This window comes from Ethanoligenens harbinense YUAN-3 (assembly GCF_000178115.2).
Taxonomy (GTDB): domain Bacteria; phylum Bacillota; class Clostridia; order Oscillospirales; family Ethanoligenentaceae; genus Ethanoligenens; species Ethanoligenens harbinense.
Window position 1 is genome coordinate 1,011,391 of sequence record NC_014828.1, and the last position, 14,512, is coordinate 1,025,902.

The 14,512-nt window shown below is 57.5% G+C and carries 13 protein-coding genes, 2 tRNA genes and 1 other annotated feature (1 of these 16 cut by a window edge); of the genes, 5 read left to right on the plus strand and 10 right to left on the minus strand.

The window, feature by feature from the left end:
* Positions 1–13 precede the first annotated feature (13 nt).
* Positions 14–391: a hypothetical protein gene (locus ETHHA_RS16035; RefSeq protein WP_242822096.1), complete on the plus strand. Its 378-nt coding sequence runs from the start codon at positions 14–16 to the stop codon at positions 389–391.
* A 124-nt stretch (positions 392–515) separates the two neighbouring features.
* On the opposite strand, the gene ETHHA_RS04670 is transcribed toward ETHHA_RS16035, so the two are convergent.
* The 3 genes from ETHHA_RS04670 to ETHHA_RS04680 form a co-directional block, all read right to left on the minus strand.
* Positions 516–605: transfer RNA gene (locus ETHHA_RS04670), tRNA-Ser, on the minus strand.
* Positions 606–682: 77 nt separating this feature from the next.
* A tRNA-Ser gene (locus ETHHA_RS04675) sits at positions 683–769 on the minus strand.
* A gap of 184 nt (positions 770–953) precedes the next feature.
* Entirely contained in the window at positions 954–1,859 is a 906-nt protein-coding gene (locus ETHHA_RS04680) for a M14 family metallopeptidase (protein ID WP_013484840.1), read from the minus strand.
* A 124-nt stretch (positions 1,860–1,983) separates the two neighbouring features.
* Here ETHHA_RS04680 and ETHHA_RS04685 point away from each other — a divergent pair, with 124 nt between their 5' ends.
* The 3 genes from ETHHA_RS04685 to ETHHA_RS04695 all read left to right on the plus strand — a co-directional run bounded on the left by ETHHA_RS04685 (position 1,984) and on the right by ETHHA_RS04695 (position 4,754).
* Positions 1,984–2,529 carry an NUDIX domain-containing protein gene (locus tag ETHHA_RS04685; protein WP_013484841.1) on the plus strand — a complete coding sequence of 182 codons (546 nt, stop codon included), beginning with the start codon at positions 1,984–1,986 and terminating at the stop codon, positions 2,527–2,529.
* 134 nt (positions 2,530–2,663) lie between these two features.
* Positions 2,664–3,509, plus strand: a complete 846-nt coding sequence (gene dapF / locus ETHHA_RS04690; RefSeq protein WP_013484842.1) for a diaminopimelate epimerase — start codon at positions 2,664–2,666, stop codon at positions 3,507–3,509.
* 48 nt (positions 3,510–3,557) lie between these two features.
* Positions 3,558–4,754, plus strand: coding sequence for an LL-diaminopimelate aminotransferase (locus tag ETHHA_RS04695; protein WP_013484843.1), 1,197 nt, complete (start codon positions 3,558–3,560; stop codon positions 4,752–4,754).
* A 75-nt stretch (positions 4,755–4,829) separates the two neighbouring features.
* On the opposite strand, the gene ETHHA_RS04700 is transcribed toward ETHHA_RS04695, so the two are convergent.
* Together ETHHA_RS04700 and ETHHA_RS04705 are read right to left on the minus strand one after the other, a co-directional pair.
* Entirely contained in the window at positions 4,830–5,147 is a 318-nt protein-coding gene (locus tag ETHHA_RS04700) for a GNAT family N-acetyltransferase (RefSeq protein ID WP_083803619.1), read from the minus strand.
* Entirely contained in the window at positions 5,144–5,419 is a 276-nt protein-coding gene (locus ETHHA_RS04705; protein WP_013484845.1) for a hypothetical protein, read from the minus strand. The genes ETHHA_RS04700 and ETHHA_RS04705 overlap by 4 nt, the downstream gene beginning before the upstream one ends.
* A 975-nt stretch (positions 5,420–6,394) precedes the next feature.
* Here ETHHA_RS04705 and ETHHA_RS04710 point away from each other — a divergent pair.
* On the plus strand, positions 6,395–7,702 hold the full coding sequence (locus ETHHA_RS04710) for an amidohydrolase (RefSeq protein WP_013484847.1): 1,308 nt from the start codon (positions 6,395–6,397) through the stop codon (positions 7,700–7,702).
* 440 nt (positions 7,703–8,142) lie between these two features.
* Here ETHHA_RS04710 and leuB read toward each other — a convergent pair whose 3' ends face one another.
* From leuB to ilvB, 5 genes are all read right to left on the minus strand, one after another.
* The gene (leuB, locus tag ETHHA_RS04715) at positions 8,143–9,222 is read right to left on the minus strand and encodes a 3-isopropylmalate dehydrogenase (protein ID WP_013484848.1); all 1,080 of its coding nucleotides are present in this window, start codon (positions 9,220–9,222) and stop codon (positions 8,143–8,145) included.
* Between the two features lie 14 nt (positions 9,223–9,236).
* On the minus strand, positions 9,237–9,728 hold the full coding sequence (gene leuD / locus ETHHA_RS04720; protein WP_013484849.1) for a 3-isopropylmalate dehydratase small subunit: 492 nt from the start codon (positions 9,726–9,728) through the stop codon (positions 9,237–9,239).
* A 21-nt stretch (positions 9,729–9,749) separates the two neighbouring features.
* Positions 9,750–11,006 carry a 3-isopropylmalate dehydratase large subunit gene (gene leuC / locus ETHHA_RS04725; RefSeq protein WP_013484850.1) on the minus strand — a complete coding sequence of 419 codons (1,257 nt, stop codon included), beginning with the start codon at positions 11,004–11,006 and terminating at the stop codon, positions 9,750–9,752.
* Between the two features lie 69 nt (positions 11,007–11,075).
* Positions 11,076–12,635, minus strand: coding sequence for a citramalate synthase (cimA, locus tag ETHHA_RS04730; RefSeq protein ID WP_013484851.1), 1,560 nt, complete (start codon positions 12,633–12,635; stop codon positions 11,076–11,078).
* The gene (gene ilvB, locus ETHHA_RS04735) at positions 12,622–14,310 is read right to left on the minus strand and encodes a biosynthetic-type acetolactate synthase large subunit (protein ID WP_013484852.1); all 1,689 of its coding nucleotides are present in this window, start codon (positions 14,308–14,310) and stop codon (positions 12,622–12,624) included. The genes cimA and ilvB overlap by 14 nt, the downstream gene beginning before the upstream one ends.
* 106 nt (positions 14,311–14,416) lie before the next feature.
* Positions 14,417–14,512, minus strand: a binding site (T-box leader); it runs 136 nt beyond the window's last position.

Below are 14,512 nucleotides of genomic sequence, written 5' to 3' on the forward strand. Positions count from 1 at the left end.
CCAGGAAAAGTGAATGAAAAAGGAACTGGTTTTGCATACCTTGAATGCTGCGCAAAGACGCTGGAATTTGCCGACTGACCGAATCTTTCACAGCGACCGCGGTAGTCAGTACACGTCACAGGCCGTTAAAGATCAGATTCATCGTATGGCTGGAAACCAAGCTATTCACGACTTGGAACCCCGGGAGACAATGCCTGGAGTGAAAGTTTTTTCTCCGTTCTCAAAAAAGAAATTGTCCATTGGCATTTCTACCCTACAAGAGAAGCTGCCCATCAAGCCATATTTGAAAATATCGGGGTTTTTTACAACCGCACCGTGCTCAAAAGCGGCTGGGGTATCTTTCCCTAATTCATTTCCTGTCGAAATGGATTCAGCAAAATCTTCAGCTTAGTGCTTAACATTTTATCCTTTTTTCTGTTGACGACCCTTGGGTTGCGGCACAACTCAGTGGACATAAAATTAATGACGAAGCTGCATAGGTATGCAAAAAGCTCGCTGAAAAGCGAGCTTTTTGTTGGCGGAGAAGGAGGGATTTGAACCCTCGCGCCGGTTTCCCGACCTACACCCTTAGCAGGGGCGCCTCTTCACCACTTGAGTACTTCTCCGTATGGTGAATAATATCAAACATATAAAGTTTGGCAGAAGAAAAAGCTTGTCCCAAAAGGACGCGGGCTGTGCCCGATGGCGGAGAGAGAGGGATTCGAACCCCCGGCCCTTTCGGGTCACTGGTTTTCAAGACCAGCTCCATAAACCACTCGGACATCTCTCCGTTTGGAATGCCGACATATATCATATCATAGCATCAAAACATTTGTCAATACCATATTTGCACGGAGATTTTAAAATCGTCCGATCCGACACGGCATGCGGATGCGAGCGGGATGAATTGAAAAAATGGGGGATTTTGTGTATACTATTTTATATGCTGTGCCAGTGCGCGGCGGCTTTTCGGGTCACACCTGCAACCCCAGCACCATCATGGGTTCCAGTTTTTCGTAAATGACGGGGCAGTTTTCCGGAGGCAGAGGGTTATGGCCCTTTCCGACCTCCACTGTGAACCCCGGGCGGGCGAAGGTCTGGATGAACCAGTCCTTAAATCCGCCATGTGCCGCCATACCGGTGGGGTTTTTCACGGCATATCCCGCGCTGTTTCCGAGGCGCATGGCCATTTGGCAGGCCTCTGGCGGCGTTTTGGGTCCATAGTGCCAATACAGTTCTTCTCCTTGGCTATGGAACGCGATTGTTTTTTTAAACGGTATCCTGCGGCACAGGTGACAAAGCGCGCGGGTCTCTGCTTCGCTTTCCGGGCGGTATCCGCCGAATTTTCCGGGCCCCGGGCCATGGATACCGTGTTGCGCCTCCTGCTGTTTGAGGATGCGGAAGCCGGCATCAAAGTTGTGGTTCAGGTCTACGCCGCGCGCGTTGGCCTGCCAGGTGGAAAAATCTCCGCCGGACAGGCGCATCACCGTTGCCGCGGCAGCACCGGCGGTCTGTGCGCCGTGCAGATGGATTTCCACACCGTCGGGGTTGAGCATGGGCAGAACGGCGAGCGCATGGTTGGACAGAAATGAGGCCGCGCCCAGCCCATGCAGTGTGCCGCCTGTCTCCGCGCAGGCGCAGAGGCGCTCTGTAAAGCGCACCAGCAGCATGGACGTGATGTATTCCAGCGCATGCACACCGCCCACATAGAGCGCTTGGCACGGCCCCTGGCCCAGCAGATATAGAAAGAGCGGCCGTCCGAGCACGCTTTCGCCGATTGTCTGCGTGCGCAGGGACGCATAGCGCTCCTGCAGTTTGTGGGTAGCTTCCCGCAGTTCTGATGTACCAAACGGCATGCGGTCGTTGAAAACAATGGCCATGTCCTTTTGCTCCCCTTTGATGAAATGAAAATACGTGCAGCCGCTGCGCTTCCTTTTATTCGTATGCGGCGGATGACGCCGTGAGAAGCGGAATGATCGACTTGACGGAAAGGAACCTGTGCATATGAAGTACGAAGAAAAAATGATTGACAGCACCGCCCTGTATGAGGGGCGCATCATCCGGCTGCGCAAAGACGAGGTACTGCTTCCGAACGGCCACCGAAGCACCCGCGAGGTGGTGGAGCATCCGGGCGGCGTCTGCGTGGTGGCCGTCGCGGATGACGATACGGTGCTGCTGGTGCGGCAATTCCGCTATCCGTTTGGTGAAGAATTGCTGGAGCTGCCGGCGGGCAAGCTGGAAAAAGGGGAAGATCCGCTGGAGTGCGGTAAACGGGAGTTGTTGGAAGAAACCGGCGCTGTAGCGGCGGAATACGTCTCGCTTGGCGCGTTTTATCCCACCTGCGGGTATTGCAATGAAATCATCTATCTCTACCTTGCAAAAGGGCTGACAATGGGCGAACAGCAACCCGATGAGGACGAATTCCTCGATGTGGTGCGCCTGCCGTTTGCGCAGGCGGTCTCCATGGTGCTGGATAACACGTTGCCCGACGGCAAGACGCAGGCGGCTATCCTCAAGGCGTGGGTGCTTGCGCAAAAAGAGTCCGACTGATTTTGCCGGGTACGGGTATTTGATTCGGACCGATGAAGCTTCTGTTTTGAAACCAGGCCCGGGGGCTTGTAAAATGCATCCGTTTGTCGGATAATATAGGATATTCGGTTTAGAAAAAAGCGGGGGGAATTGCGATGCAGCTTCATTTTTATAAAATGCAGGGAATCGGCAACGACTATGTGTATATCAATGCGATGGAGACTAAGGTTCCAAATCCGTCGGCACTGTCGAAAACGGTCTCCGACCGGCATTTCGGTATCGGGTCGGACGGCCTGATCCTGCTTCTGCCTTCCACGGTGGCCGATGTGCGCATGCAGATGTTCAATGCCGACGGCAGCGAAGGCAAGATGTGCGGCAACGGTATCCGCTGCGTGGGCAAACTGGCGTATGAGCTGGATATTTGCAAAAGCGAATCCATGACGGTGGAGACGCTTTCCGGCATCAAGACGTTGAAATTGCAGGTGGAAGACGGGAAAGTCTCCAGCGTCTGCGTGGATATGGGCAGCCCGTCCATGGAAATTGAAAAGATCCCCGTACGGTATACCGAGCGGCGGATGGTGGAAGCGCCTCTTACCGTGAACGGCACAACCTATTCGGTCACCTGTGTTTCCATGGGTAACCCCCACGCGGTGATCTTCACCGACGGTATCGACGAGATGGAACTGGAAAAGATCGGGCCGCAGTTTGAGCACCACGAAATTTTCCCCGAAAGCGTGAACACCGAGTTTGTCGAGGCGCTGGGCGACCATCTTCTGAAGATGCGCGTGTGGGAGCGCGGCAGCGGCGAAACGCTGGCCTGCGGCACCGGCGCGTGCGCGGTGGTGGTGGCGGCCTGCCTGACCAAGCGCTGCCCGCGCGGCGAGGACGTGGATGTGCTGCTGCGTGGCGGCAAGCTCACCATCCGGTGGGATAATGACCGCGTCTGGATGACCGGCCCCGCTGAACTGGTTTATACCGGCGATATTGAGATCGTGGAATAAACCTGACCGGCAAACGATTGTATCATAAAAAACAGGAGTTGGTCTTGCATGGCGTTTTTCAATGAAAATTATACGAAACTGAGCGAAAGCTATCTGTTTGCCACTATCGAACAGCGGGTGAATGCTTATAAAAAAGCCAACCCGGACAAAAAGGTCATCAGTCTTGGTATCGGCGACGTGACCCGTCCGTTGCCCCAGGTCTGCCTGAATGCTATGCACGCCGCAGTGGACGAGATGGGCAGCGCGGAAACGTTCCGCGGGTACGGCCCGTATGAGGGCTATGCGTTTTTGCGTGACGCCATCGCGGAGGGCGATTTCCGCTCGCGCGGTATCGACATCTCGGCGGATGAAATCTTTGTCAGCGACGGTGCCAAGAGCGATACCGGCAACATCGGCGATATTTTCGGGCCGGAAAACGTCGTGGCCATCACCGACCCGGTCTATCCCGTGTATATCGATACCAACGTGATGGCCGGCCGCACGGTGAAGATCATTCCCTGTGAGGAAGCCAACGGGTTTGCACCGCTGCCGCCCTCTTTCCATGCGGATATCGTTTACCTCTGTTCCCCGAATAACCCCACCGGTTCGGTGTTGAACAAACGACAACTGGCGGACTGGGTGACATATGCCAAAGCGAACCATGCCGTCATCCTGTACGACGCGGCGTATGAGCGGTTTATCACCGAGGACGAGATTCCCCATTCCATTTTTGAGATAGAGGGTGCCAAAAGCTGCGCCATCGAGTTCCGCAGCTTTTCCAAAACGGCCGGTTTCACCGGCACGCGTTGCGGCTATGCCGTCATTCCAAAAGAGCTGACGCTCACAGCGGGCGGCGAGACCTTCCCGGCTCATAAACTCTGGCTGCGGCACCAGTCCACCAAATACAACGGCACGTCCTATATTATCCAGCGCGGTGCGGCGGCGGTCTTCACGCCCGAGGGGCGCAAAGAAGTTGCCGAGCTCATCGACGATTACCTTGAAAACGCGCGCATCATCCGTGAGGGCCTGCTGGCCGCCGGATTCTCCTGCTCGGGCGGCGTAAACGCGCCGTATATCTGGCTGAAATGCCCGCAGGGCCTGAGCTCGTGGGAACTGTTTGACGAGCTGCTGAACAAGGCGTCCGTGGTGGGCACACCCGGCGCGGGCTTTGGCGAAAAGGGCGAAGGCTTCTTCCGCCTGACCTCTTTCGGGAGCCGGGGCGACACGGTGGAAGCCGTGCAGCGCATCGAACAAGCGTTCAAATAAGAAGCCCTCTGCATGTAAAGCGGCCCCGGACGGAACGTTCTCCCGTTCGGGGCCGCTGTTTTACGCGGAAAGCGGTCAGGGCTCGGCGGGGGATTTCACATCCGCATATTCGGGATGCTTTTCGAACCATGTGACGGCATAGGAGCAGGTGAGCAGCGCTTTCTGATGGTGCCGCCGCAGGTTCTCCGCGACCGCCTGCATCATTTGGCTGGCCACGCCCTGCCCGCGCAGGGATTCGTCCACAAACGTGTGGTTGATGTCCACCAGCCCTTCCTTCACGGCGGGGAACGTCACCTGCGCGACGATCTTCTGGTTTTCGTCCGCCATAAAAACACGGTTTTGTTCGGTTTGCAGATGCATGTCCATACACTCCTTTTGATACGGCGCGGTCATTCCACGACGGTGTACTTTTTCCAGGAAATGTCGGAAACCGGGATGCCGGACAGATAGCGCAGGTGGTCTTCACGCCCGAAAAAGGCAAGCGAGCCATCCGCTTGGTCGCGGGTTGCAAGCACGATGGGGATATTGCCGAGTCGTCGCCCTGCCAGCGAGACCACAAAATCCATCTTTCGCACGTTTCCCGGGATGGGCGGCGTAACGTGGACGATGCCGAAAGGGGCGCCGCCGTTTTCCATGATTGCGCCATCAAATTGCATGGTTCCCATTTCCGTATCTCCTAGTTTACATCCATGTAAATAAAATAGCAACCAGCCTTTAGCCTGTCCGCAATTCACGTCGGGTGCGTTCCTGTTCTTCAAGGCGCAGGAGTGGGCATCCACCGTTCATTTTGCGGCATTTCCGGCAGCAGGCCGCACAGAGCGGCGCGTTGCAATAGGGAATCTGATCGGTTACGTTCGAACAATATGCGCATTCGATTTGCATGGTATATCCCCGCCTGTTCTAAGTTTTGCCGTCGGGCAAACGATGCGCTGCGAGCCGGACGTGGCTCTGTGAAAAAGCGTGTCCGAATAAAGCAGCCATTCTATACCATTTCCTTGTATGTTCCAATTTATGCGTGTGGGTTCTGTGAGGTGATTGGTCTGCTTGGAACGGACTTGTCCGCGCCGCATATACTGGGAATGCACTTGGTTCAGATGGAGAGGGGTTTGTCGTATGCGTGATTTATTGCCCTTGCTGATCGTGGGCGCGATTGCTTATCAACAGGGCCGGAAAAGCTGCTGGCGCGGGGGCCGGGGCTGCGGGGAAATTTGCGGGCCTTCCTGGGGCGGTTGCTTCGAGCCGGTCCGCGACAGGGGATGCTGCTCGCCCTGCCGCAGAACTTGTTATGGGCCGTCCCGGCTTTTCTGGTAACAGTGCTGTCTGGTTTGTTCGCACCTCAGCAGGCTCCGTCGACGTTTGGCGCAGCCTGTGCGGTTATAGAGATACAAAGACCCCTTCGTTTGGTTTGCCGGACGGAGGGGCCTTTGTGTGTATGGCAGGATGCGGAAAAAACAAAATGCAGTCGGATTTTGATGCGATTCAAACTATTTTGTAGAATATATGTGAGAGGAAGCCCGGTTCTATTTACGTTCCCCGTCAATTGTTATACAATACAAAATAGCATCCTTGTTTTATACAGAGATTGTGCGAAGCTGACGATGCGGTTTCGCACACGGGGAATCTGAAAGGCGGTGGAACATATGGATGCGATTCAAAAGAAGATTCTGGACAGCATCGACCAAAACAGCGTACGCATTGCGGACTTTGCACAGGATATTTATAAAAACGGGGAAACGGGATACCAGGAGTTCCGCACCGCGGGAAAAGTACGGGCCTTTTTCGACTCGCTGGGGCTGCCGACCGAAGAAGGTTTGGCTATCACCGGTGTGAAAGCCACCCTTGGCGGGCATTACAAGCGCACGGTTGCGCTCATCGGAGAACTGGACGGCGTCCGCTGTGAGAAGCATCCCGACGCCAACCCGATCAACGGAATCGCCCACGCCTGTGGGCATCATATCCAGCTGGCGGCGCTGGTGGGGTCCGCCCTCGCCCTTTCCGACCCCGAGGTGGCGGCCATGCTGGGAGCCAATGTGGCGTTTTGGGCCGTGCCGGCCGAAGAGCATGTGGACGCCGATGTGCGGGACAAACTGATCGCACAGGGGCGCATTCGCTACATCACCGGAAAAGGCGAATTGATCCGCATCGGAGAGTTTGACGGCGTCGATGCGGTGGTTGTACATCATGTGCACTATGCTCCTTTGGAAGCGGACGTGTTGATCGGCTGTAATTCTTCCAACGGCTATGTGACCAAGAATATCCGTATTTTGGGCAGGGCGTCCCATGCGGCGGCCGCACCCGAAAAAGGCATCAATGCGCTCAACGCCGCCGCGCTGGGATTTTCGGCAGTGGCGTATCAACGGGAAACGTTCCGCGACGAAGACCGCGTGCGTGTCCACGGCATTGTGGAAAAGGGCGGCGGGGCGGTCAATGTGGTGCCCGAGGAAGTGGTGGTGGAAGCCATGGTGCGGGCCAAGACGATTCAGGCGATCAAGGACGCGTCCGAGAAAGTGGACCGTGCCTTCCGCGGCGCGGCATATGCACTGGGCGCGAAAGTGGAGATCAAAGATATCCCGGGTTATCTGCCCGTGATCGCGCAGCCGCCGCAGCGGCCTCTGCGCGAGGCGGCGGATGTGCTGGGGAATATGGCCACGATTCAAAAGGCGGATCTTTCCGGGCACAACCCACTGTCCACCGATGTGGGCGATCTGTCGCAGCTCATGCCGGTGCTGGGTTTCACCACCGGCGGCTGCACCGGCACGCTGCACGGCCCGGATTTCCGGGTGGTCGACCTGCCGAGGACCTGCCGTTTGGCGGCCAAAATGATGGCACTGACGGCTTATTCGTTGCTCAAAAACCAGGCGGAGGAACTCAAAGAAATCCGCGAGCGGTTCCACCCGCAACTGACCAAACACGAATACCTGGCCTATATGGACGGTGCATTCCAATAAACCGCGCCGCACGCGCGGCTGCTTCCCATGGAAAAGAGCGGGGCGTTTTCCGGCATGTTGCCGTGATAAACGCCCCGCTTTTCCATTTGCCAGCAAAGCAAGCAGGTGGACACCTGTTTGTGTGATTTGTTTGATGTAATAAACGAATCGAGAAATTCTGTTTCAGATTTATTCTTTTAAATAAACAAATCCGCAAGTATGCTTGCAAGGAATGCTTGGGAAAAACATGTTTGTTTATTATAGCAAAGAAAAACGGCACAGTATGGTTTGCTTTTTGTTTACCGTACAAAACAAAAAATCCAACGGCAGGTGCCGGATCGAAGGCACAGGGAGAACGGCCTATGTCCGTTCCACCGCCGCATATGCAAAAAAAGAGGGAGCCGGTCGGCTCCCTCTTTCACATCACCAAGATGGTGCGAATCTTCTGTTGTGCGGATGTTTTATGCCCGCAGCTCGGCGCGGATGGCATCACCCATCTCGGTGGTGGTGAGGGTCTTCTGCCCGCCCACACCCGCGATGTCCGGCGTACGCAGTCCTTTTTCCAGCACGGCCAGCACGGCGGTGTCAATGGCGTCGGCTTCCGCCTGCAGGTCAAACGCGTAGCGCAGCATCATGCCCGCGGAGATGATGGTGGCGATCGGGTTGGCTTTGCCCTGCCCGGCGATGTCCGGTGCGGAGCCGTGGGTCGGCTCATAGAGACCGAGTTTTCCTTCGCCCAGCGAAGCGGAGGGCAGCATGCCGATGGAACCGGTGATCATGCTCGCCTCATCCGAGAGGATGTCGCCGAACATGTTGCTGGTCACAATCACATCGAACTGCGCCGGGTCGCGCACCAACTGCATGGCGGCGTTGTCCACCAGTACATCGCGGCATTCCACATCGGGGTATTCCTTAGCCATGCGGTGGATGACCTCGCGCCACAGGCGGGAGCTTTCCAGCACATTGGCCTTGTCTACGCTAGCCAGTTTCTTCTTGCGTTTGCGCGCCGTCTCGAACGCAACGCGGGCGATGCGCTCGATCTCCGGTACGGAATAGCATTCGGTGTCGTAGGCTTCCTCGCCGTTTTTGCCCTGTCGACGGCCGCGCTCACCGAAGTAGATGCCGCCGGTCAACTCGCGTACGATGAGGATGTCCAGACCGCCTTTTACGGTTTCCGGTTTGAGCATGCAGGCGTCTTTGAGCGGCGCGTAGAGCACGGCCGGGCGCAAGTTGGCATAGAGCCCCAGCGCGGAGCGGATGCCCAACAGTCCCTTTTCCGGACGCAGGTGGCCGGGCAGCGTATCCCATTTGGGGCCGCCCACCGCGCCGAGCAGCACGCTGTCGCTCTCTTTGCAGATCTTTACCGTTTCGTCCGGCAAGGGCACGCCGGTCGCGTCGATGGCGCAACCGCCCATCAGCACGTTGGTATAGGTGAAGGTGTGGCCGTATTTTTCACCGATGACGTCGAGCACTTTGGTGGCTTCGTCCACGATCTCCGGACCGATGCCGTCGCCTTTGATGACCGCAATTTTGTAGTTCATTTGCAATTGTCGCCTCACAGTTTGTTGTTTTGGATGGCTTTAAGCAGGCCGCCGTTTGTGATGATGTTCTGAAGGAACGGCGGGAACGCCGCGCCCTGGAAGGTTTCGCCGGTGGTTTTGTCAACAATTTTGCCCGTATCGAAATCCACTTCGACCTCGTCGCCGTCCTTGATCTTTTCGGATGCCTCGGGGCATTCGATGATGGGCAGGCCGATGTTGATGGAGTTGCGGTAGAAGATGCGCGCGAAGGTGGCGGCGATCACGCAGGAGACGCCCGCCGTTTTGATGGCCAGCGGCGCGTGTTCACGAGAGGAGCCGCAGCCGAAGTTTTTACCGCCCACGATGATGTCGCCCGTTTTGACGCGCTTGACGAACGTCTGATCGATGTCCTCCATGCAGTGGGAGGCCAGTTCCTTCGGATCGGAAGAATTGAGGTAGCGCGCGGGGATGATGACGTCGGTATCGACGTTGTTGCCGTATTTGAAAACAGTGCCTTTTGCGTTCATTTACTTGCTCTCCTTTCTCAATCAGTCTTCGGGCCCGGCAATCTTGCCGGCCAGTGCGGAAGCGGCCGCCACGGCCGGGCTTGCCAGATAGACTTCGGAATCCACATGGCCCATGCGACCGACGAAGTTGCGGTTGGTGGTGGCCACGCAGCGCTCGCCCGCAGCGAGGATGCCCATGTGGCCGCCCAGGCAGGGGCCGCAGGTGGGTGTGGAGAACGCGCAGTTGGCTTCCACGAAAATCTTCGCCAGGCCTTCTTCCACCGCCTGCAGCCAGATCTTCTGGGTGGCGGGGATGATGATGCAGCGCACGTCGGGATGCACGGTTTTGCCCTTGAGGATGTCCGCAGCGATGCGCAGATCCTCGATGCGTCCGTTGGTGCAGGAACCGATGACTACCTGATCGATCTTGATGTCGCCCACATCGTCGATGGTATGTGCGTTTTCCGGCAGGTGCGGGAACGCCACGGTCGGTTTGACCTCGGAGAGATCGATCTCAATGGTACGCTCGTATTCCGCGTCCTCGTCGGCTTTGTAGACGGTCACCGGCTTGGCGGCATGCTCTTTGGCATATTCCAGCGTGAGGTCGTCCACTTCAAAGATGCCGTTCTTGCCGCCGGCTTCGATGGCCATGTTGGCCATGCAAAGGCGGTCTTCCATTGTGAGGTTTTTCAGGCCTTCGCCGGTGAATTCCATGGATTTGTAAAGCGCACCGTCCACGCCGATCAGGCCGATGATGTGCAGGATGACGTCTTTGCCGCCCACCCATTTGGAGGGCTTGCCCTTGAGAATGAAGCGGATGGCGGAGGGCACCTTGAACCAGAGTTTGCCCATCTTCATAGCCGCGGCGATGTCGGTGCTGCCCACGCCGGTGGAGAATGCGCCCAGCGCGCCGTAGGTGCAGGTGTGGGAGTCGGCGCCCACAACGAGATCGCCGGTGGTCACCAGACCTTTTTCGGGCAGCAGCGCATGCTCCACGCCCACGCAGCCGGTGTCAAAAAAGTTGACAATGCCATACTTCTTCGCAAACTCGCGCACCTGCTTGCACTGCTCGGCGGCTTTGATGTCCTTGTTCGGGGTGAAGTGGTCCATCACCAGCGCGATTTTGGTCTTGTCGAACACCGAGTCAAAGCCTGCGGCTTCAAAGTTCTTCACGGCCACCGGTGCGGTGATATCGTTGCCGAGCACCAGATCAACCTTTGCCATCACCAACTGGCCGGCTTCCACCTTGTCCAGCCCCGCATGGGCGGCGATGATTTTTTGTGTCATGGTCATTCCCAATCGAATCAGCTCCTGTTCTTAATCGTATTATATATGAAGAAAATAGGGGACGAATATTGCAGAACTGCCTTAAAGCTCGTCGCGGGTCAATTTATACTCAATGGAATCGACCAGCGCGATCCAGGATGCGGCGATGATATCGGTGGATACCCCCACGGTCGTCCAGGATGCGGTGCCGTCGGTGGTCTCGATGAGTACCCGCACTTTGGAGGCGGTGGCGCTGCGCGATTCCATCACGCGCACTTTATAATCCGTGAGGCGGATGTGCTGCACGGCAGGATAGAACACGGTGAGCGCCTTTTTCAGCGCGATGTCCAGCGCGTGCACCGGGCCGTCGCCCTGCGCGGCGGATATTTCAGATTTGCCGAACGCGCGCAGGCGGATGACGGCGGTATCGCTCCGGCCGCCCACCGGGGGCTGCTCGCCGATGATCTTGTACTGTTCCAACTCAAAGAACGGCTTGTAGACGCCGAGCACCTTGCGGATGAGCAGCTCTACCGTGGCTTGGGCGCCCTCGAACTGATAACCCTCGAACTCCAGTTCCTTAATGCGCGCCACCACCGCCTTGACCTCCGGGGAATCTTTGGTAAGCGTGGGGTCGATGCGCTGGACGGCGGCCAGCACCGTGGTGCGCCCGCTCACTTCCGAGAGCAGGAAGCGCCGCTCGTTGCCCACCGCGTCGGGGTCGATGTGCTCAAAGCTGCGGGGCAGCTTCATCACGCCGTCGATGTGCATGCCGCCCTTGTGCGCAAATGCGCTTTTGCCTACATACGGCGCATCGCCCGCCAACGTGACGTTGGCGATCTCGGCCACGCGGCGCACGGTGGGAGTCAGCTGCGCAAGCTGTTCGTCCGGCACGCAGGAAAAGCCGCGTTTGGTTTGCAGATTGGCGATGATGGTGGCCAGGTTGGTGTTGCCGCAACGCTCGCCGATGCCCAGCAGCGTGCCCTGTACCTGCGCGGCACCTGCGTCCACCGCTACCATCGAGCCTGCGACCGCCATGCCGGTGTCGTTGTGGCAGTGGATGGCGACCCGCCTGCCGAAGGTACGGCAGATATCCGCGACCGCTGCGCCTATGTCGGTGAGATAGGCCGCACCGCGTGTGTCGCACAGGCACAAAACATCCGCGCCGCCCTCGCAGGCCGCCCGCAGAGCTGCGAACGCATAGTCCTTGTTCTCGGCGTACCCGTCGAAGAAATGCTCCGCGTCGAAGATCACTTCCCGCCCGCGGGTTTTGAAATAGGCGATGGTCTCGCGGATCATGTTCAGGTTTTCGTCCAGCGAGGTACGGATGACATCGGTCACATGCAGGTCCCACGATTTTCCGAAAATGGCGACGGCCGGGGTGCCCGCCTGCTCAAGGGAGAGGACGTTGGCGTCTTTTTCCACACTGTTGCCGGCTCGACGGGTGCTGCCGAACGCGCAGAGCTTAGCGTGCCGCAGGTTGCCTGCCCGCGTGAAAAATTCCAGGTCCTTGGGGTTGGAACCCGGGTTGCCCGCCTCGATATAGGCAACGCCGAGTTCGTCCAGAGCCGACGTGATGGCCAGTTTATCCTCTACCGAAAACGAGATACCCTCGCCCTGCGCGCCGTCACGCAGTGTGGAATCGAAGATTTCAATGCGTTTCATTGCCGCCTCCTTTCTCCAGCGAGAGGATGGGATCACCGACCGGTTTGCCGGCCGGTACCATCGGCAGCACATTTTCACCTGGATCGATGAGGCAGTTGATGACGCAGGGCCGCCCGCTCTGCAGGGATTCGGAAAGCACGGGGCGGATGTCCGCCGGACGCGCGATGGTGAACGGCAGCGCGCCGAATGCGCGGGCCAAAGCGGAAAGATCGGTCTGCCGGTCGAGGACGGAGTGTGAATAGTGTTCTTTATAGAAGAACTGCTGCCATTGGTGCACCATGCCCAGCACGCCGTTGTTCATAATCAGCTCGATGACCGGCAGATCATAAGTGACGGCGGTAGCCAGTTCGTTCAGGTTCATAAAAAAACTGCCGTCGCCCGCCACGTTGATGACGTGTTCGCCGGGGTGGGCGACCTGTGCGCCGATGGCAGCACCCAGCCCGAAGCCCATGGTGCCTAGTCCCCCGGATGTGAGGAAATGGCGTGGGCGCGTAAAGTGAAAGTATTGCCCCGCCCACATCTGGTGCTGGCCCACTTCGGTGGTGACGATGGCATCCGGCGCGAGGTCGTGGAGCGTGGAAAGCACGGCATAGGGCATAGTGTCGCCGTCGAGCGGCCGGTCAATAGGATAGTTCGCTTTGATGGCCTGCACATTTTTCATCCATTCGGTGTGGGAAATGCGGTCGGGCAACTGTCGGAGCAGGGCAGTCAGAATGGTGCCGAGATCCCCCGCGACCGAAGCGAAGACCGGAATGTTCTTGTTGATTTCGGCGGGATCGATGTCAATCTGCAGGATCTTTGCGTTTTTGGCGAACGAATCGGTGTGGCAGAGCACGCGGTCGGAAAAACGAGTGCCTAGGGCGATAAATAGGTCGCAGTTTTCCACCGCATAAGAAGAAGCTTTGGAGCCGTGCATTCCCAGCATGCCGGTAAAACGCGGGCTTTCCGGCAGGAAAGAGCCGAGCCCCATCAGGCTGAGCGCAACCGGCGCATCGATCTTTTCCGCAAAAGCGGCCAGTGTGTCACAGGCGCCTGAAGCGACCGCACCGCCGCCGGCAAAAATGAACGGACGCTGGCTCTGAGTGAGCAGGTCAAGCGCCTCGCCCAGATCGGGCAGGGGAGTGTTCGTTTCCACATCGGGTTTGGGTGTTTCAGGCGTATAGTCGATCTGTGCGGCGGTGATATCTTTGGGGATATCAATCAGCACTGGGCCGGGGCGGTCGCTGTTTGCGATGGCGAATGCCCGCCGCAGAGTGGGGGCCAGTTCTTCTGCGTGCTTGACGATGAAATTGTGCTTGGTGACGGGCGCGGTGATGCCGGTGATGTCCACTTCCTGAAACGAATCGCGCCCGAGAAGACCGACGTTCACGTTCCCGGTGATGGCCACCATAGGCACCGAGTCCATATAAGCGGTGGCAATACCGGTGACCAGATTGGTGGCACCCGGCCCGGACGTGGCGATGACCACGCCGGTGCGGCCGGTGGAACGGGCGTATCCATCCGCCGCGTGGGCCGCGCCCTGCTCGTGGCAGGTGAGAATGTGCCGAATGCGGGACTGATATTCGTACAGCGCGTCGTAGATATTCAGGACAGCACCGCCTGGAAAACCAAAGACCGTGTCGACACCTTGTTCAATCAGACAGTTTACGACAACCTGCGCGCCGGTCATCTTCATGTGCATCCCCCTTGATACCTTCCGAAAATGATGTTTGGTTTTGCGGCGGAAAAGATGTTGGCAGAAGCTGTTGTGTTTCTGCAAATAAAAAAGCCCCCGCCTCATTTTCCGAGACGAAGACATTAACTCTCCGCGTTACCACTCTAATTGGTGCAAAGCACCCACTCAAACCGCCGTCAAAAAACAGCGTTTCCTTCTAACG

Bases quoted from the DNA above. Each gene is read 5' to 3' on its own strand.
- ETHHA_RS16035 (WP_242822096.1), top strand. From the start codon at position 14: ATGAAAAAGGAACTGGTTTTGCATACCTTGAATGCTGCGCAAAGACGC.
- ETHHA_RS04680 (WP_013484840.1), bottom strand. From the start codon at position 1,859: ATGGCCATTGTTTTCAACGACCGCATGCCGTTTGGTACATCAGAACTG.
- ETHHA_RS04685 (WP_013484841.1), top strand. From the start codon at position 1,984: ATGAAGTACGAAGAAAAAATGATTGACAGCACCGCCCTGTATGAGGGG.
- dapF (WP_013484842.1), top strand. From the start codon at position 2,664: ATGCAGCTTCATTTTTATAAAATGCAGGGAATCGGCAACGACTATGTG.
- ETHHA_RS04695 (WP_013484843.1), top strand. From the start codon at position 3,558: ATGGCGTTTTTCAATGAAAATTATACGAAACTGAGCGAAAGCTATCTG.
- ETHHA_RS04700 (WP_083803619.1), bottom strand. From the start codon at position 5,147: ATGACCGCGCCGTATCAAAAGGAGTGTATGGACATGCATCTGCAAACC.
- ETHHA_RS04705 (WP_013484845.1), bottom strand. From the start codon at position 5,419: ATGGGAACCATGCAATTTGATGGCGCAATCATGGAAAACGGCGGCGCC.
- ETHHA_RS04710 (WP_013484847.1), top strand. From the start codon at position 6,395: ATGGATGCGATTCAAAAGAAGATTCTGGACAGCATCGACCAAAACAGC.
- leuB (WP_013484848.1), bottom strand. From the start codon at position 9,222: ATGAACTACAAAATTGCGGTCATCAAAGGCGACGGCATCGGTCCGGAG.
- leuD (WP_013484849.1), bottom strand. From the start codon at position 9,728: ATGAACGCAAAAGGCACTGTTTTCAAATACGGCAACAACGTCGATACC.
- cimA (WP_013484851.1), bottom strand. From the start codon at position 12,635: ATGAAACGCATTGAAATCTTCGATTCCACACTGCGTGACGGCGCGCAG.
- ilvB (WP_013484852.1), bottom strand. From the start codon at position 14,310: ATGAAGATGACCGGCGCGCAGGTTGTCGTAAACTGTCTGATTGAACAA.